The organism is Gordonia westfalica (assembly GCF_900105725.1).
GTDB classification, from domain to species: Bacteria; Actinomycetota; Actinomycetes; order Mycobacteriales; family Mycobacteriaceae; genus Gordonia; species Gordonia westfalica.
The window spans coordinates 1-17597 of the sequence record NZ_FNLM01000003.1 but is presented as its reverse complement, the minus strand read 5'-3'; the positions used below and the strand labels follow the sequence as shown (position 1 = coordinate 17597).

At 62.7% G+C, this 17597-nt stretch carries 24 protein-coding genes; 14 read left to right on the top strand and 10 right to left on the bottom strand.

Annotation, left to right across the window (positions count from 1 at the left end; translation table 11 throughout):
* The 7 genes from BLU62_RS33130 to BLU62_RS00425 form a co-directional block, all read left to right on the top strand.
* The coding region (locus BLU62_RS33130) for a hypothetical protein (RefSeq protein WP_208863584.1) at positions 1–267 on the top strand (267 nt) is incomplete at its 5' end.
* Positions 233–583 (top strand): hypothetical protein, encoded by a 351-nt coding sequence (locus tag BLU62_RS00440; protein WP_074847909.1) that lies wholly within the window; start codon positions 233–235, stop codon positions 581–583. The genes BLU62_RS33130 and BLU62_RS00440, both read left to right, overlap by 35 nt.
* Positions 558–1010 (top strand): hypothetical protein, encoded by a 453-nt coding sequence (locus BLU62_RS33295; protein WP_244278001.1) that lies wholly within the window; start codon positions 558–560, stop codon positions 1008–1010. The genes BLU62_RS00440 and BLU62_RS33295 overlap by 26 nt, the downstream gene beginning before the upstream one ends.
* Positions 949–1515: a phage major capsid protein gene (locus BLU62_RS33290; RefSeq protein WP_342028574.1), complete on the top strand. Its 567-nt coding sequence runs from the start codon at positions 949–951 to the stop codon at positions 1513–1515. Before BLU62_RS33295 ends, BLU62_RS33290 begins: the two co-directional genes overlap by 62 nt.
* Before the next feature lie 124 nt (positions 1516–1639).
* The gene (locus BLU62_RS32660; protein WP_159441500.1) at positions 1640–1807 is read left to right on the top strand and encodes a hypothetical protein; all 168 of its coding nucleotides are present in this window, start codon (positions 1640–1642) and stop codon (positions 1805–1807) included.
* A gap of 1829 nt (positions 1808–3636) precedes the next feature.
* Positions 3637–3822, top strand: coding sequence for a hypothetical protein (locus BLU62_RS00430; RefSeq protein WP_074847907.1), 186 nt, complete (start codon positions 3637–3639; stop codon positions 3820–3822).
* Between the two features lie 346 nt (positions 3823–4168).
* Entirely contained in the window at positions 4169–4408 is a 240-nt protein-coding gene (locus tag BLU62_RS00425; protein WP_074847905.1) for a hypothetical protein, read from the top strand.
* A gap of 376 nt (positions 4409–4784) precedes the next feature.
* Here the strand turns inward: BLU62_RS00425 and BLU62_RS00415 are convergent, their stop codons facing one another.
* Positions 4785–4985, bottom strand: coding sequence for a hypothetical protein (locus BLU62_RS00415; RefSeq protein WP_074847866.1), 201 nt, complete (start codon positions 4983–4985; stop codon positions 4785–4787).
* Between the two features lie 234 nt (positions 4986–5219).
* Here BLU62_RS00415 and BLU62_RS34615 point away from each other — a divergent pair, with 234 nt between their 5' ends.
* Together BLU62_RS34615 and BLU62_RS00405 are read left to right on the top strand one after the other, a co-directional pair.
* Positions 5220–6077, top strand: a complete 858-nt coding sequence (locus tag BLU62_RS34615) for an endonuclease domain-containing protein (RefSeq protein WP_084811701.1) — start codon at positions 5220–5222, stop codon at positions 6075–6077.
* Between the two features lie 262 nt (positions 6078–6339).
* Positions 6340–6768, top strand: a complete 429-nt coding sequence (locus BLU62_RS00405) for a hypothetical protein (protein WP_074847901.1) — start codon at positions 6340–6342, stop codon at positions 6766–6768.
* A gap of 451 nt (positions 6769–7219) precedes the next feature.
* Here BLU62_RS00405 and BLU62_RS34610 read toward each other — a convergent pair whose 3' ends face one another.
* Positions 7220–7525, bottom strand: coding sequence for an endonuclease domain-containing protein (locus BLU62_RS34610; protein ID WP_425284519.1), 306 nt, complete (start codon positions 7523–7525; stop codon positions 7220–7222).
* A 730-nt stretch (positions 7526–8255) separates the two neighbouring features.
* Here BLU62_RS34610 and BLU62_RS00395 point away from each other — a divergent pair.
* On the top strand, positions 8256–8456 hold the full coding sequence (locus BLU62_RS00395; RefSeq protein WP_074847866.1) for a hypothetical protein: 201 nt from the start codon (positions 8256–8258) through the stop codon (positions 8454–8456).
* Positions 8457–8828: 372 nt separating this feature from the next.
* On the opposite strand, the gene BLU62_RS00390 is transcribed toward BLU62_RS00395, so the two are convergent.
* The 8 genes from BLU62_RS00390 to BLU62_RS00350 form a co-directional block, all read right to left on the bottom strand.
* Positions 8829–9077 (bottom strand): hypothetical protein, encoded by a 249-nt coding sequence (locus tag BLU62_RS00390; protein WP_074847897.1) that lies wholly within the window; start codon positions 9075–9077, stop codon positions 8829–8831.
* A 419-nt stretch (positions 9078–9496) separates the two neighbouring features.
* Positions 9497–10003 (bottom strand): hypothetical protein, encoded by a 507-nt coding sequence (locus tag BLU62_RS32030; protein ID WP_139179906.1) that lies wholly within the window; start codon positions 10001–10003, stop codon positions 9497–9499.
* 447 nt (positions 10004–10450) lie between these two features.
* Complete coding sequence (locus tag BLU62_RS00380; protein WP_074847893.1) at positions 10451–10708, bottom strand: hypothetical protein; 258 nt, start codon at positions 10706–10708, stop codon at positions 10451–10453.
* Between the two features lie 120 nt (positions 10709–10828).
* Complete coding sequence (locus tag BLU62_RS00375) at positions 10829–11347, bottom strand: hypothetical protein (protein ID WP_139179905.1); 519 nt, start codon at positions 11345–11347, stop codon at positions 10829–10831.
* Between the two features lie 277 nt (positions 11348–11624).
* The gene (locus BLU62_RS00365) at positions 11625–12443 is read right to left on the bottom strand and encodes a phage major capsid protein (RefSeq protein ID WP_244278000.1); all 819 of its coding nucleotides are present in this window, start codon (positions 12441–12443) and stop codon (positions 11625–11627) included.
* 9 nt (positions 12444–12452) lie between these two features.
* Positions 12453–13034: a hypothetical protein gene (locus BLU62_RS00360; protein WP_074847885.1), complete on the bottom strand. Its 582-nt coding sequence runs from the start codon at positions 13032–13034 to the stop codon at positions 12453–12455.
* A 75-nt stretch (positions 13035–13109) separates the two neighbouring features.
* Positions 13110–13874: a hypothetical protein gene (locus BLU62_RS00355; protein WP_074847889.1), complete on the bottom strand. Its 765-nt coding sequence runs from the start codon at positions 13872–13874 to the stop codon at positions 13110–13112.
* Positions 13861–14181: a hypothetical protein gene (locus BLU62_RS00350; RefSeq protein WP_074847887.1), complete on the bottom strand. Its 321-nt coding sequence runs from the start codon at positions 14179–14181 to the stop codon at positions 13861–13863. Before BLU62_RS00350 ends, BLU62_RS00355 begins: the two co-directional genes overlap by 14 nt.
* A gap of 657 nt (positions 14182–14838) precedes the next feature.
* On the opposite strand from BLU62_RS00350, the gene BLU62_RS00345 reads away from it, so the two are divergent.
* From BLU62_RS00345 to BLU62_RS33280, 4 genes are all read left to right on the top strand, one after another.
* Positions 14839–15159 (top strand): hypothetical protein, encoded by a 321-nt coding sequence (locus BLU62_RS00345; protein ID WP_074847887.1) that lies wholly within the window; start codon positions 14839–14841, stop codon positions 15157–15159.
* Between the two features lie 825 nt (positions 15160–15984).
* The gene (locus BLU62_RS00340; RefSeq protein WP_074847885.1) at positions 15985–16566 is read left to right on the top strand and encodes a hypothetical protein; all 582 of its coding nucleotides are present in this window, start codon (positions 15985–15987) and stop codon (positions 16564–16566) included.
* 9 nt (positions 16567–16575) lie between these two features.
* The gene (locus BLU62_RS33285; RefSeq protein WP_244277999.1) at positions 16576–17028 is read left to right on the top strand and encodes a hypothetical protein; all 453 of its coding nucleotides are present in this window, start codon (positions 16576–16578) and stop codon (positions 17026–17028) included.
* A gap of 34 nt (positions 17029–17062) precedes the next feature.
* The gene (locus BLU62_RS33280; RefSeq protein ID WP_244277998.1) at positions 17063–17380 is read left to right on the top strand and encodes a hypothetical protein; all 318 of its coding nucleotides are present in this window, start codon (positions 17063–17065) and stop codon (positions 17378–17380) included.
* Positions 17381–17597: the final 217 nt, after the last annotated feature.

Sequence of the window (17597 nt, the reverse complement as noted above, 5' to 3'; positions counted from 1 at the left end):
GATCCGGATCTACTCGAGGACACACACAAGCAGGTGCGGGAACTTACCGGCGCCGACAATCGCGCCGCCCACGACTACCAGAAACTTCTCCTGGTCCGCGACCACGGAGAGATCGGCCCCGTCCTCACATGCGGACCAGAACTTCAAAGCCGCCTAGAGCTTCCCTCGCACACCAGTGCGGGGATTTTGAGCGCCGCAACGGCGCACCATCCGACGAAACGTCAGGAGCAACATGCCCGAGGAAACTGCTGCCGCCGAAACGGTTGACCAGCAAGACGACCCGACCGCCGAGGTTGAGACCACCGACAGTGAGCCCACGCTCAGTGTGGAGGATCTCATCGCTGAACGCGACAAGTGGAAGTCGCTGTCTCGCGAGAACGAGAAGGGCCGGAAGGCGAACGCCGACAAGGCCCGCAAGTACGACGAACTGCTGGCGCAGAAGGAACGCGACGAGCAGACCTGGCAGGAGCGGGCCGAAAAGGCCGAAGCTGCCCTCGCTGCAAACACGAAGCAGCGGGAACGCGACAACCTCGCCAAGAAGATCGTGGAAGGCACCGATGCCCGCGGATCTACTCGTCGGTGACACCGAGGAGGAGATGCGCGCCCATCTCGACCGCCTGCAATCGTTCCGCGGACCCAAGCAGACCGTACCGCCCGCTGCCCCGGCATCGGTGGTTGCCAATGCCGATGCGGCGCCGGCGAACAAGGTGCAGCAGCTCACTCAGGCAGACCTGAAGAACATGTCCCCAGCCCAGATTCGCGACGCTGACGCCAAAGGCCAGCTCGACGAACTCAAGGCATCCGAAAGTAAGGAGCCATCATGGCCATCACCATTTCATTCCCGAACTGTGGCGGCGAACATCACCCAGGCGTGGGACGCCGAGAAGGTGTTCGCCGCTCTGCTCGACCGCCAGTACGAAGGCGTCGCGACAAAGGCAACACCGTCACATCCCGTGTCGTCGCACCCGCGATCAAGGACTACAAGGCCAACAACCGCACACGTCGGCTGACGCCATCACCGACACCGGCGTCGACCTCCTGATCGACCAGGAGAAGAACTTCGACTTCAAGGTCGACGACATCGACGCCGCCCAGTCTGCGGGCAGCCTGGCCCCGTACACCGACGCCGCCGGAAAGGCGCTCGTCGATGACGCGGACAAGTTCATCGCCACCATGCTCGCCGCCGGAGCCACCAACCTGTCGGGCTCCGCTCCGGACACCGGGAACAAGGCATTCGACCTCGTCAAGGCTGCTCGTGTGGCCCTGAACAAGAAGAACGCCCCCGCCTCCGGCCGAGTTCTCGTGTGCAACGCCGACTTCGAAGGTCTGCTCCTCGGCGCGGATTCGAAGCTCACCAGCTTCGATGTGTCCGGCGACAACAACGGCCTCCGCAACGGCACCATCGGCTCCCTCCTCGGGTTCCGTGTGCTGTCGTCGAACAACCTGCCCAACAACTCACCCCCGGCTTCGTGGCGTTCCACCGGAGGCCGCGGCCTACGTGTCGCAGCTCGATAAGGTGGAGGCCTGCGCGCCGACAACAGCTTCGCCGACCGGCTGCGCGCCTGCACGTGTACGGCGGCAAGGTTGTCCGTCCGGACGGCGTCGTCAAGTTCGGAATGACTTCGGGTAGCTGATCCAGGTGTCTCTTCCTCCCCTTGCTGTTCGTGACGACGTGATCGCCGTGGCGCAAAGGGACCTGACCGAACCTGAGCACGCGTCGGTGTATCAACTGTTGGATGCGGCATCGGACCAGTTCCGTGCCGCATCCCAACAGCAGTTCACCCCGGCGAGTCGACGGTGCGGTTGAAGGTGAATGGTGGCGGGTCCGTCTGGACCAGTTGCCAGTCACAGGGGTGACGTCTGTGACCGATGACGCGGGAAACTCTGTGGACTACACCGAAATGGGATGTGGTTGACCGTCGGATGTGATTCTTCACGGTTCCTCACTGTCACATACTCGCATGCGGAGAAGTGCCGCCGCGTGTGAAGAATGCGGTCGCCGAAATGGTGATCCGCGCTCTTGTGACGCCGGAGGAAGTGATGGCCGGAGCCCGGTCGCTGACCGACTCCGCAGGTCCGATCTCGCAGACCACTGCATGGTCGGTTCGAGCGCCGAACTCGGGTTTGCAGATGTCCGAGTCGGACCTGAAGTTGGCGCATCGTTTCGCTGGCAGGGAGGGCAAGTCATTGTCCAGGCACGTAGGGGAATACCCGCCGTCTTCGACGTAGAACACCTGCCGTTCAACGGAACCGGCGCCGACGACTACGGCAACGATGTCGAGTCCTGGGCGAACCGGACCCGCGGAAGTTCGTGACGTTCATCGACCCACAAAGCGATGAACTAGATCTCCGGGGCACATCCGGGACTCCGTTGACGTGGGAATCATCGTCCTCCCGATTTCGGTCCGGTGTCACCACGTGACAGGGAAGTCATCGACGGAACTGTCTATGACGTTGTCGGCCAACCCAAGGACTACACCAGATTCGTCTCTCACGGCGGCGTTGCTACGTCGTAACTCTGAAGGTGGTGAAGTCGTCGTGAGAATCGAGTGGAATCAGAAGGCGTTCAAGGACGTCCGATACGGTCGGACGTCCGACATCATCAGCGAGCTCGAGGGTCATGCTGAGCGCATTGCTGACGATGCGAGCGCTATGGCGAGGCACGTACGCGGTGGGTTCACGGCAGGCATGCACGTCCCCAGGGCCGTTGGCGTGCCTCTGTCGTCACCGCCGACTACAAGGCGCAACGCGACAATGCCGCAACAACACGATCCTCAGGGCTCTCGGATAACTGATGTCGACACCCACGCTGGCGGCGCTCTCCATCTGCCGAGCGGCGCTGCTGGAGTGAAGTTCTCCACGACGTCTCAGAAGACCCTGCCGATTCGGGAGGGTTTCTCGTATCGGCGGCCCACGGATCGCTCACTGGATCGCGCTCGCATCCTTGTCGAACTGTACGGCTCAACCCCAAGGCAGCCCGGACACGGCGTGGACTGAGCAATCGATCGGAACCATCGCGGACGGATTCCAGGCTGCATCCTCGGCGGCCCATGGGCAGGCCTGTGGTAACCGACTGGGTCATGAACAGCCTGGCCGACTATCCCAACCCGGACTATGAAAAGCATTCCCGGTTCCAGTTCACCGGGACACTCTTCGTGCTCCGAACCTAAAGTCTCCTAACTGAATAACCCTTTCGCGGCTCCTGGTCACCTCGCTGAAAGGGGCAAAACAATGGCAGTCGAACACTCTTACGTGGCGCAGTCGCTCGACGGCGGCGTCTACTGCGGGCACCTCTGGGTACCACGCTTCCCACCGCTCCGGTCGAGTCGCCGGAAGACCTGAACGCCGCGTTCGAGGACCACGGAACCGCGGCGGTCGACGGCCTGTCGGTCGGCATCACCCGCACCTCGAACACCGTCAAGGACTTCGACGGTGGCGACTACGTCGATGTGCAGACCGAGTACGGCACCAGCTTCAAGATCAAGCTGCTCGACGTCGACCTGCCGTCGGTGAAGCGGACCGTCGCAGGTGACGACAACGTCACCCTCATCCCGCTGCCGGCGGCAAGGGGCAGCGCTACCACGTCCGCCACAACTCGTCGCAGCTTCCGCTGTCGGCCCACGTGTTCGCCACGAAGTGCGGCAAGAAGTTCAAGACGTACGTCGTGGAGAAGGGCGCGTCTCGGAGATCGCGGAGTGGAAGGACGAGTCGCAGGACGCGTCGGGCGTGGAGTTGACGATCCGAGCGTTCCGCAACTCCAACGGCGACTACGTCGACGAGTTCGGCGACGTGGACGGCATCGCCGCCACTTCGGGTAGCTGACCCGTCTTGCCCGGGGAGGTATCTAGCCTCCCGGGCACACAATCTCGGCCTGGCGAAGGGGTGTCATGTTGTCCCTGACCAGGAGCCGCGTCTTTTGCCAGGCCGGGCTGCTCCTGGTTGAAGTTCTATCCCAATGTTGAAAGGTTCCTGGTCAAACCATGTCTGTTCCCGAAGGCTACGCAGTAGCCCCTCGTCCGACGATCACCTGTTGAAGTTCGCCGTCCCCATCCCGGGCGCGATCCGGTACTGGTGTCGATGCCGCCGCGCAAGTGGATGGACCCCGCGAGATCAAGAAGTACCAGGACTGGATCACCCCGTTCGGGGAAGCGGATGTGAAGATCGCCGAATGGGCGAACAGCCTCAACAGCGCGGAGAAGACGCTGCCGCGCCGGTCGACGCAGAGGAAACCCTGAAGGGTTTCGAGGAGAAGGAAGTCACCCTCCGGTGGCTCAAGCCGTACGTGTCGGCTGCCGAGTACAAGCTCCTGATGACGAAGATCCCTGAGGGCACCATCCAGTGGATCAAGAAGCAGCTCGAAGATCCTGACATCACAGTGGGGGAATCTTCGGCCTCCGCCGACTCCTAGACGAGCACGGGGAGGCCATCGAGTACGACCTGATTTCCCGCGGCCTCAGGTTGCGGGATCTCGGGAAGCCCTGGTTTTCATGGACTGACCTGCGGGCTATTGTCCGCAGGGCTCGCACAGACCACGCAATGGAGCTGTTCCGGGCATGGAATCCTGACACTTGGCTGTGGTCTGATCCGTCTGTGATGCTCTTGTCGGAGGTGGCGACGATCGTTTCCGACCTCCGATACATGCAGGCGTTGACCACGTTTAACGAAGTGCCTGAGATCTACTTCCCGGCCCGGTATGGGCCGCCTCGGGATGACGCTGCCGAAGCTACCGAGGGCGAAGGTCCCAGCGAGGCTGAGAAGGCTCGGGCGGTCGCGGCGTCGATGCGCTAGATATCACCGGACTTCACTAGTTCGCCGCCGAACTGTCCCGCAATCTGGCCTGCCATGACCGCGTTCTGGTCGAGGCTGATCAGCCAGGTTGGTCCCGTTACGTAGTAGTGGCGATCGCCAGTGATGTCTCCCGTGATGTCAGAGTGCTTTACCGATGCAGCGATTCCCTTCGAGGCGAGGTCTTCTGAGAACCACACACTCAGTCGAGCTTCGGCCGTTGGGGTTAGTGGGCACGATCCGTGCTCAGCCTTCGGCCCGAGGTTGCGTCAGTAACCAGGCATGGGAAGCCGGCTGAAGTTAGTCCGGCCGCGAGTTGACTCACTGACGTGTACGCACCTGCGACTGCAGGGGCAGGTGCGGAGGCCGACGATGTCGCAGGAGCCTTACCGGCCTCGGGCTTCGGTCGCTGCACCCAGAGGCGGCGAGGGCGAATGCGATTACTGGGATGGCAATGCATGCACGTTTCATCTCGACAGGATAAGCCGTCAGTGCGACGACCCGAGATAGAATGGAGCGACCCCGGAGGTGCTACCAACACCAGCCGGGGCCTAACCCACTCGCTTGAAGCACCAAGGAGGGGCTGCCGTGAAGGCTACCCGAACCCGACGTCCATGTCCGACATGTGGATCACCCATCGACCGAGGTCCCGGACAGCATGCGTACTGCTCCGACGAATGTCGCCCCATCTGCGAGCACCCCACATGCGACCGCCTACGCGGGGCATGCAGACGGTGTGCGACTCGCACCGGGTTCAGCTTGATCGCCACGGCGAACTCCGGCCGGACACGTGGTCGAAGGAATGGGTGTGCGTCGTTTGCGGGGCAGGTGTCCCGAAGGGGTCGGGGCGCCGTAAGCACTGCTCGAGGGCTGTCAGCAAACCGACTCTCGATACAACGGGCGTCGCCCAACGACGGCGAAATGTCGGCTATGCGGGCAGGACTTCTCCCTACAGCGGCGCACCGGGGCGAGGCTTCAGCGCACCGACACTCAGTGGTGCCGCACCTGCGGTAGAGAATCCCCGAAGCGCGCCGATATCTGAAGTACGGAATCACCCCGGAGGAGTACGCGGCCGCGATGAATCGGGGCTGCGACATCTGCGGCGAGCGCGTGGGGCGCTACATATCGACCATGACCACAGCTGCTGCCCTCCACGGAGTAAGCAGTGGCGAACCTGCGGGCAGTGCGTCCGCGGATTCCTCTGCGGATCGTGCAACCGCGGATTGGGCCTACTGAAGGATGACCCGAACGTGCTGCGAAGCGCGATCGAGTACCTCGGTCGAAAGGCCTAGAAACAGCGCATACATACGGACTCAACGAACACCCCTAAGGCCATGAGCCTCTGGGGTGTTCGTCATTTCTGGCGGCAAGCAAAGGGGGTGGCAGCGTGGCCACGGAGCTAGGTGTTGCCTACATTTCCATCGTTCCAGAGACGAGCCGTATCGCTCCTGGCATCCGTAACGCGCTCAATGGTGCTGAACGCGGCGCTGGTGACACTGGGCGTCGCATGGGTCACACGATGTCCACCGCCCTCGCACGGCGCTGGGGATTGGCGTGTCGAAGGCGGCGGGCGCAGCATCGAAGGTGCTGCAGGATGCCCTGTCGGCAGGCTACAACCGGATCACCACCCTGGAGAAGGCGGACATCCAGTTCCGCAATATGGGGCTGTCGGCCGGTGACACGAAGCGTCAGCTTGCCGATCTGAATGACATCGTCACCGGCACCTCGACTTCGCTGGCTGATGCAGCGCGGCAGCAGCGATGCTGGGCGGTGCTGGCGTGGCGGCGGCGACGACATGAACAACGCTGTGAAGGCGTTGGTGACATCTCTGCGCTCTGGCGCCTCGTTTCACCAACGCTTCACAGCGTTGTTCATGTCGTCGCCCGCCGCCACGCCAGCACCGCCAGCATCGCTGCTGCCGCCGCTGCATCAGCCAGCGAAGTCGAGGTGCCGGTGACGATGTCATTCAGATCGGCAAGCTGACGCTTCGTGTCACCGGCCGACAGCCCATATTGCGGAACTGGATGTCCGCCTTCTCCAGGGTGGTGATCCGGTTGTAGCCTGCCGACAGGGCATCCTGCAGCACCTTCGATGCTGCGCCGCCGCCTTCGACACGCCAATCCCCAGCGCCGTGCCGAGGGCGGTGGACATCGTGTGACCCATGCGACGCCCAGTGTCACCAGCGCCGCGTTCAGCACCATTGAGCGCGTTACGGATGCCAGGAGCGATACGGCTCGTCTCTGGAACGATGGAAATGTAGGCAACACCTAGCTCCGTGGCCACGCTGCCACCCCCTTTGCTTGCCGCCAGAAATGACGAACACCCCAGAGGCTCATGGCCTTAGGGGTGTTCGTTGAGTCCGTATGTATGCGCTGTTTCTAGGCCTTTCGACCGAGGTACTCGATCGCGCTTCGCAGCACGTTCGGGTCATCCTTCAGTAGGCCAATCCGCGGTTGCACGATCCGCAGAGGAATCCGCGGACGCACTGCCCGCAGGTTCGCCACTGCTTACTCCGTGGAGGGCAGCAGCTGTGGTCATGGTCGATATGTAGCGCCCCCACGCGCTCGCCGCAGATGTCGCAGCCCCGATTCATCGCGGCCGCGTACTCCTCCGGGGTGATTCCGTACTTCAGATATCGGCGCGCTTCGGGGGATTCTCTACCGCAGGTGCGGCACCACTGAGTGTCGGTGCGCTGAAGCCTCGCCCCGGTGCGCCGCTGTAGGGAGAAGTCCTGCCGCATAGCCGACATTTCGCCGTCGTTGGGCGACGCCCGTTGTATCGAGAGTCGGTTTGCTGACAGCCCCTCGAGCAGTGCTTACGGCGCCCCGACCCCTTCGGGACACCTGCCCCGCAAACGACGCACACCCATTCCTTCGACCACGTGTCCGGCCGGAGTTCGCCGTGGCGATCAAGCTGAACCCGGTGCGAGTCGCACACCGTCTGCATGCCCGCGTAGGGCGGTCGCATGTGGGGTGCTCGCAGATGGGGCGACATTCGTCGGAGCAGTACGCATGCTGTCCGGGACCTCGGTCGATGGGTGATCCACATGTCGGACATGGACGTCGGGTTCGGGTAGCCTTCACGGCAGCCCCTCCTTGGTGCTTCAAGCGAGTGGTTAGGCCCGGCTGGTGTTGGTAGCACCTCCGGGGTCGCTCCATTCTATCTCGGGTCGTCGCACTGACGGCTTATCCTGTCGAGATGAAACGTGCATGCATTGCCATCCCAGTAATCGCATTCGCCCTCGCCGCCTCTGGGTGCAGCGACCGAAGCCCCGAGGCCGGTAAGGCTCCTGCGACATCGTCGGCCTCCGCACCTGCCCTGCAGTCGCAGGTGCGTACACGTCAGTGAGTCAACTCGCGGCCGGACTAACTTCAGCCGGCTTCCCATGCCTGGTTACTGACGCAACCTCGGGGCCGAAGGCTGAGCACGGATCGTGCCCACTAACCCCAACGGCCGAAGCTCGACTGAGTGTGTGGTTCTCAGAAGACCTCGCCTCGAAGGGAATCGCTGCATCGGTAAAGCACTCTGACATCACGGGAGACATCACTGGCGATCGCCACTACTACGTAACGGGACCAACCTGGCTGATCAGCCTCGACCAGAACGCGGTCATGGCAGGCCAGATTGCGGGACAGTTCGGCGGCGAACTAGTGAAGTCCGGTGATATCTAGCGCATCGACGCCGCGACCGCCCGAGCCTTCTCAGCCTCGCTGGACCTTCGCCCTCGGTAGCTTCGGCAGCGTCATCCGAGGCGGCCCATACCGGGCCGGGAAGTAGATCTCAGGCACTTCGTTAAACGTGGTCAACGCCTGCATGTATCGGAGGTCGGAAACGATCGTCGCCACTCCGACAAGAGCATCACAGACGATCAGACCACAGCCAAGTGTCAGGATTCCATGCCCGGAACAGCTCCATTGCGTGGTCTGTGCGAGCCCTGCGGACAATAGCCCGCAGGTCAGTCCATGAAAACCAGGGCTTCCCGAGATCCCGCAACCTGAGGCCGCGGGAAATCAGGTCGTACTCGATGGCCTCCCCGTGCTCGTCTAGGAGTCGCGGAGCCGAAGATTCCCCACTGTGATGTCAGGATCTTCGAGCTGCTTCTTGATCCACTGGATGGTGCCCTCAGGGATCTTCGTCATCAGGAGCTTGTACTCGGCAGCCGACACGTACGGCTTGAGCCACCGGAGGGTGACTTCCTTCTCCTCGAAACCCTTCAGGGTTTCCTCTGCGTCGACCGGCGCGCAGCGTCTTCTCCGCGCTGTTGAGGCTGTTCGCCCATTCGCGATCTTCACATCCGCTTCCCGAACGGGTGATCCAGTCCTGGTACTTCTTGATCTCGGCGGGTCCATCCACTTGCGCGGCGGCATCGACACCAGTACCGGATCGCGCCCGGGATGGGGACGGCGAACTTCAACAGGTGATCGTCGGACGAGGGGGCTACTGCGTAGCCTTCGGGAACAGACATGGTTTGACCAGGAACCTTTCAACATTGGGATAGAACTTCAACCAGGAGCAGCCCCGGCCTGGCAAAAGGACGCGGCTCCTGGTCAGGGACAACATGACACCCCTTCGCCAGGCCGAGATTGTGTGCCCGGGGAGGCTAGATACCTCCCGGGCAAGACGGGTCAGCTACCCGAAGTGGCGGCGATGCCGTCCACGTCGCCGAACTCGTCGACGTAGTCGCCGTTGGAGTTGCGGAACGCTCGGATCGTCAACTCCACGCCCGACGCGTCCTGCGACTCGTCCTTCCACTCCGCGATCTCCGAGACGCGGCCCTTCTCCACGACGTACGTCTTGAACTTCTTGCCGCACTTCGTGGCGAACACGTGGGCCGACAGCGGAAGCTGCGACGAGTTGTGGCGGACGTGGTAGCGCTGCCCTTGCCGCCGGCAGCGGGGATGAGGGTGACGTTGTCGTCACCTGCGACGGTCCGCTTCACCGACGGCAGGTCGACGTCGAGCAGCTTGATCTTGAAGCTGGTGCCGTACTCGGTCTGCACATCGACGTAGTCGCCACCGTCGAAGTCCTTGACGGTGTTCGAGGTGCGGGTGATGCCGACCGACAGGCCGTCGACCGCCGCGGTTCCGTGGTCCTCGAACGCGGCGTTCAGGTCTTCCGGCGACTCGACCGGAGCGGTGGGAAGCGTGGTACCCAGAGGTGCCCGCCAGTAGACGCCGCCGTCGAGCGACTGCGCCACGTAAGAGTGTTCGACTGCCATTGTTTTGCCCCTTTCAGGCGAGGTGACCAGGAGCCGCGAAAGGGTTATTCAGTTAGGAGACTTTAGGTTCGGAGCACGAAGAGTGTCCCGGTGAACTGGAACCGGAATGCTTTTCATAGTCCGGGTTGGGATAGTCGGCCAGGCTGTTCATGACCCAGTCGGTTACCCACAGGCCTGCCCATGGGCCGCCCGAGGATGCAGCCTGGAATCCGTCCGCGATGGTTCCGATCGATTGCTCAGTCCACGCCGTGTCCGGGCTGCCCTTGGGGTTGAGCCGTACAGTTCGACAAGGATGCGAGCGCGATCCAGTGAGCGATCCCGTGGGCCGCCGATACGAGAAACCCTCCCGAATCGGGCAGGGTCTTCTGAGACGGTCGTGGAGAACTTCACTCCAGGCAGCGCCGCTCGGCAGATGGAGAGCGCCGCCAGCGTGGGTGTCGACATCAGTTATCCGAGAGCCCTGAGGATCGTGTTGTTGCGGGCATTGTCGCGTTGCGCCTTGTAGTCGGCGGTGACGACAGAGGCACGCCAACGGCCCTGGGGACGTGCCATGCCTGCCCGTGAACCCACCGCGTACGTGCCCTCGCCCATAGCGCTCGCATCGTCAGCAATGCGCTCAGCATGACCCTCGAGCTCGCTGATGATGTCGGACGTCCGACCGTATCGGACGTCCTTGAACGCCTTCTGATTCCACTCGATTCTCACGACGACTTCACCACCTTCAGAGTTACGACGTAGCAACCGCCGCCCGTGAGAGACGGAATCCTGGTGTAGTCCTTGGGTTGGCCGACAACGTCATAGACAGTTCCGTCGATGACTTCCCTGTCACGTGGTGACACCGGACCGAAATCGGGGAGGACGATGATTCCACGTCAACGGAGTCCCGGATGTGCCCGGGAGATCTAGTTCATCGCTTTGTGGGTCGATGAACGTCACGAACTTCCGCGGGTCCGGTTCGCCCCAGGACTCGACATCGTTGCCGTAGTCGTCGGCGCCGGTTCCGTTGAACGGCAGGTGTTCTACGTCGAAGACGGCGGGTATTCCCCTACGGTGCCTGGACAATGACTTGCCCTCCTGCCAGCGAAACGATGCCGCCAACTTCAGGTCCGACTCGGACATCTGCAAACCCGAGTTCGGCGCTCGGACCGACCATGCAGTGGTCTGCGAGATCGGACCTGCGGAGTCGGTCAGCGACCGGGCTCCGGCCATCACTTCCTCCGGCGTCACAAGAGCGCGGATCACCATTTCGGCGACCGCATTCTTCACACGCGGCGGCACTTCTCCGCCATGCGAGTATGTGACAGTGAGGAACCGTGAAGAATCACATCCGACGGTCAACCACATCCATTTCGGGTGTAGTCCACAGAGTTTCCCGCGTCATCGGTCACAGACGTCACCCCTGTGACTGGCAACTGGTCCAGACGGACCCGCCCACCATTCACCTTCAACCGCACCGTCGACTCGCCGGGGGTGAACTGCTGTTGGGATGCGGCACGGAACTGGTCCGATGCCGCATCCAACAGTTGATACACCGACGCGTGCTCAGGTTCGGTCAGGTCCCTTTGCGCCACGGCGATCACGTCGTCACGAACAGCAAGGGAGGAAGAGACACCTGGATCAGCTACCCGAAGTCATTCCGAACTTGACGACGCCGTCCGGACGGACAACCTTGCCGCCGTACACGTGCAGGCCGCGCAGCCGGTCGGCGAAGCTGTTGTCGGCGCGCAGGCCTCCACCTTATCGAGCTGCGACACGTAGGCCGCGGCCTCCGGGTGGAACGCCACGAAGCCGGGGTGGAGTTGTTGGGCAGGTTGTTCGACGACAGCACACGGAACCCGAGGAGGGAGCCGATGGTGCCGTTGCGGAGGCCGTTGTTGTCGCCGGACACATCGAAGCTGGTGAGCTTCGAATCCGCGCCGAGGAGCAGACCTTCGAAGTCGGCGTTGCACACGAGAACTCGGCCGGAGGCGGGGGCGTTCTTCTTGTTCAGGGCCACACGAGCAGCCTTGACGAGGTCGAATGCCTTGTTCCCGGTGTCCGGAGCGGAGCCCGACAGGTTGGTGGCTCCGGCGGCGAGCATGGTGGCGATGAACTTGTCCGCGTCATCGACGAGCGCCTTTCCGGCGGCGTCGGTGTACGGGGCCAGGCTGCCCGCAGACTGGGCGGCGTCGATGTCGTCGACCTTGAAGTCGAAGTTCTTCTCCTGGTCGATCAGGAGGTCGACGCCGGTGTCGGTGATGGCGTCAGCCGACGTGGTGCGGTTGTTGGCCTTGTAGTCCTTGATCGCGGGTGCGACGACACCGGGGATGTGGACGGTGTTGCCCTTTGTCGCGACGCCTTCGTACTGGCGGTCGAGCAGAGCGGCGAACACCTTCTCGGCGTCCCACGCCTGGGTGATGTTCGCCGCCCACAGTTCGGGAATGAAATGGGTGATGGCCATGATGGCTCCTTACTTTCGGATGCCCTTGAGTTCGTCGAGCTGGCCTTTGGCGTCAGCGTCGCGAATCTGGGCTGGGGACATGTTCTTCAGGTCTGCCTGAGTGAGCTGCTGCACCTTGTTCGCCGGCGCCGCATCGGCATTGGCAACCACCGATGCCGGGGCAGCGGGCGGTACGGTCTGCTTGGGTCCGCGGAACGATTGCAGGCGGTCGAGATGGGCGCGCATCTCCTCCTCGGTGTCACCGACGAGTAGATCCGCGGGCACATCGGTGCCTTCCACGATCTTCTTGGCGAGGTTGTCGCGTTCCCGCTGCTTCGTGTTTGCAGCGAGGGCAGCTTCGGCCTTTTCGGCCCGCTCCTGCCAGGTCTGCTCGTCGCGTTCCTTCTGCGCCAGCAGTTCGTCGTACTTGCGGGCCTTGTCGGCGTTCGCCTTCCGGCCCTTCTCGTTCTCGCGAGACAGCGACTTCCACTTGTCGCGTTCAGCGATGAGATCCTCCACACTGAGCGTGGGCTCACTGTCGGTGGTCTCAACCTCGGCGGTCGGGTCGTCTTGCTGGTCAACCGTTTCGGCGGCAGCAGTTTCCTCGGGCATGTTGCTCCTGACGTTTCGTCGGATGGTGCGCCGTTGCGGCGCTCAAAATCCCCGCACTGGTGTGCGAGGGAAGCTCTAGGCGGCTTTGAAGTTCTGGTCCCGCCATGTGAGGACGGGGCCGATCTCTCCGTGGTCGCGGACCAGGAGAAGTTTCTGGTAGTCGTGGGCGGCGCGATTGTCGGCGCCGGTAAGTTCCCGCACCTGCTTGTGTGTGTCCTCGAGTAGATCCGGATCGATCACCCGGTCGCCGTTCCAATCCGACTTCACGGGAGCGACCGAACAGTCACATCCAGGGTGTATGGGCGACAGGTCACCAACGTGATAGCGCTGAGTAGAGGCGATGACACAGAGAGCACAGTTCTTGGGGCCGTTCAGCACCCGCCGGTACGCCTTGACTCCAGCAGCCTGGAGGGACGCGTCGGCCTGCCGTACCTTCGCCATCTGCATGTCCGTCGCCACCAGATGCATCAACCGTGTGGCCCCGGCCGCGACTGCCGCATCCAGCGGTGCGGATTCGGAAAGGTCGGCCCATACCTGCTCAAAAGGCCTCCGGTACAACAGTTCGGGGTCCACCCCACGGCCACGGGTAACCCCGTCTCGATCCACTGGAAGCGGAACTCCACCTGATACAGCACGGGCAATATAACTGGACGTCAGATTCGCGACTTGAAGTTGTCCCGCCGTCACCATCGGCACCAGTCGGGCAATCAGCCTCTCTGCCTGAGCATCACGGAACGCGGGAAGCCCACCCCAGATTGCGTTGGCGTAGTTCATCACCCGCGCGCGGACGTCCGCAACGGCCTGTTGGTAGCCGATCAGAAGGCGATCAGACTCGGGCATTCGCGTTGTCCACGAAACTCATCAGCTGCTCGTCAGCCAGATCTAAGGCATCCTGCTCGATCTGCTCCGGCGAGTAGCCAAGAATGTTGCGGGCAATCGACTTCCATGACTCCCCCGCACCCTTCGCCTTCACCGCGGCGTCATACTTCTCCGACAGCGACACGTGATCCGGCGGTTCCCACGACAAGGAGATCGTCTCCTCGGTCTCAAACCCCTCGATACGCAAAGCTTTCGAGATGATCGCCGACAAGCCCGTATCAACCACGTCAAGTCGGTCACGCGCCTTCAGGATCAACGCTTCCTTCATCGCAGCAGAGCCGGTAGCCGACTGATTCTGAGAACCCGCGCAACGCATGCAGCGCGGTGTAAACCGAACCGAGGGTCCGAGTGCCCGACGATCATGCGGCTCCTGTGCAGACCTCCTCGCGCTGAGCCACGCCTGCATCGCTGATGTCACACGACGCTCGAGGACGCGTTGATGCGGGTGATGGTGTCGAGATGGGTTCGAACTCACCCATTCGAGCGGTTGTTCAACACCACCACCGGCGGCCCTCGCCGGTGATGACGAACTCTGTGCGCATCCCACGTGAGCACGGGGGATGCGGCGACAGAGTTCGTCATCACGGCGGGGGCGGGGGGGTGGCACCGCCGGGGGTGAGTTCGAACATCTCGACACATCACCGCATCAACGCGGAATCCTCGAGCGTCGTGTGACATCAGGATGCGGGTGGCGTCAGCGCGCACGGGAGGTCGACAGAAGGAGCGAAGGCACGAATCGATGGGCGTCGGTGTTCGGCGGGTGGTGCGTTGTGGACATCCTGCTGGTATCGGTGGGGAGTCGATGCCACGAATTAGGCTTTCTGGAGGGGTGAAGGATGACTTGCGGAGCTGTCGGAGATGTCGGCCACCCGTTCCCCGCGCTGCTTCCGGTTCTCAGAATCAGTCGGCTACCGGCTCTGCTGCGATGAAGGAAGCGTTGATCCTGAAGGCGCGTGACCGACTTGACGTGGTTGATACGGGCTTGTCGGCGATCATCTCGAAAGCTTTGCGTATCGAGGGGTTTGAGACCGAGGAGACGATCTCCTTGTCGTGGGAACCGCCGGATCACGTGTCGCTGTCGGAGAAGTATGACGCCGCGGTGAAGGCGAAGGGTGCGGGGGAGTCATGGAAGTCGATTGCCCGCAACATTCTTGGCTACTCGCCGGAGCAGATCGAGCAGGATGCCTTAGATCTGGCTGACGAGCAGCTGATGAGTTTCGTGGACAACGCGAATGCCCGAGTCTGATCGCCTTCTGATCGGCTACCAACAGGCCGTTGCGGACGTCCGCGCGCGGGTGATGAACTACGCCAACGCAATCTGGGGTGGGCTTCCCGCGTTCCGTGATGCTCAGGCAGAGAGGCTGATTGCCCGACTGGTGCCGATGGTGACGGCGGGACAACTTCAAGTCGCGAATCTGACGTCCAGTTATATTGCCCGTGCTGTATCAGGTGGAGTTCCGCTTCCAGTGGATCGAGACGGGGTTACCCGTGGCCGTGGGGTGGACCCCGAACTGTTGTACCGGAGGCCTTTTGAGCAGGTATGGGCCGACCTTTCCGAATCCGCACCGCTGGATGCGGCAGTCGCGGCCGGGGCCACACGGTTGATGCATCTGGTGGCGACGGACATGCAGATGGCGAAGGTACGGCAGGCCGACGCGTCCCTCCAGGCTGCTGGAGTCAAGGCGTACCGGCGGGTGCTGAACGGCCCCAAGAACTGTGCTCTCTGTGTCATCGCCTCTACTCAGCGCTATCACGTTGGTGACCTGTCGCCCATACACCCTGGATGTGACTGTTCGGTCGCTCCCGTGAAGTCGGATTGGAACGGCGACCGGGTGATCGATCCGGATCTACTCGAGGACACACACAAGCAGGTGCGGGAACTTACCGGCGCCGACAATCGCGCCGCCCACGACTACCAGAAACTTCTCCTGGTCCGCGACCACGGAGAGATCGGCCCCGTCCTCACATGGCGGACCAGAACTTCAAAGCCGCCTAGAGCTTCCCTCGCACACCAGTGCGGGGATTTTGAGCGCCGCAACGGCGCACCATCCGACGAAACGTCAGGAGCAACATGCCCGAGGAAACTGCTGCCGCCGAAACGGTTGACCAGCAAGACGACCCGACCGCCGAGGTTGAGACCACCGACAGTGAGCCCACGCTCAGTGTGGAGGATCTCATCGCTGAACGCGACAAGTGGAAGTCGCTGTCTCGCGAGAACGAGAAGGGCCGGAAGGCGAACGCCGACAAGGCCCGCAAGTACGACGAACTGCTGGCGCAGAAGGAACGCGACGAGCAGACCTGGCAGGAGCGGGCCGAAAAGGCCGAAGCTGCCCTCGCTGCAAACACGAAGCAGCGGGAACGCGACAACCTCGCCAAGAAGATCGTGGAAGGCACCGATGTGCCCGCGGATCTACTCGTCGGTGACACCGAGGAGGAGATGCGCGCCCATCTCGACCGCCTGCAATCGTTCCGCGGACCCAAGCAGACCGTACCGCCCGCTGCCCCGGCATCGGTGGTTGCCAATGCCGATGCGGCGCCGGCGAACAAGGTGCAGCAGCTCACTCAGGCAGACCTGAAGAACATGTCCCCAGCCCAGATTCGCGACGCTGACGCCAAAGGCCAGCTCGACGAACTCAAGGGCATCCGAAAGTAAGGAGCCATCATGGCCATCACCCATTTCATTCCCGAACTGTGGGCGGCGAACATCACCCAGGCGTGGGACGCCGAGAAGGTGTTCGCCGCTCTGCTCGACCGCCAGTACGAAGGCGTCGCGACAAAGGGCAACACCGTCCACATCCCCGGTGTCGTCGCACCCGCGATCAAGGACTACAAGGCCAACAACCGCACCACGTCGGCTGACGCCATCACCGACACCGGCGTCGACCTCCTGATCGACCAGGAGAAGAACTTCGACTTCAAGGTCGACGACATCGACGCCGCCCAGTCTGCGGGCAGCCTGGCCCCGTACACCGACGCCGCCGGAAAGGCGCTCGTCGATGACGCGGACAAGTTCATCGCCACCATGCTCGCCGCCGGAGCCACCAACCTGTCGGCTCCGCTCCGGACACCGGGAACAAGGCATTCGACCTCGTCAAGGCTGCTCGTGTGGCCCTGAACAAGAAGAACGCCCCGCCTCCGGCCGAGTTCTCGTGTGCAACGCCGACTTCGAAGGTCTGCTCCTCGGCGCGGATTCGAAGCTCACCAGCTTCGATGTGTCCGGCGACAACAACGGCCTCCGCAACGGCACCATCGGCTCCTCCTCGGGTTCCGTGTGCTGTCGTCGAACAACCTGCCAACAACTCCACCCCGGCTTCGTGGCGTTCCACCCGGAGGCCGCGGCCTACGTGTCGCAGCTCGATAAGGTGGAGGCCTGCGCGCCGACAACAGCTTCGCCGACCGGCTGCGCGGCCTGCACGTGTACGGCGGCAAGGTTGTCCGTCCGGACGGCGTCGTCAAGTTCGGAATGACTTCGGGTAGCTGATCCAGGTGTCTCTTCCTCCCTTGCTGTTCGTGACGACGTGATCGCCGTGGCGCAAAGGGACCTGACCGAACCTGAGCACGCGTCGGTGTATCAACTGTTGGATGCGGCATCGGACCAGTTCCGTGCCGCATCCCAACAGCAGTTCACCCCCGGCGAGTCGACGGTGCGGTTGAAGGTGAATGGTGGCGGGTCCGTCTGGACCA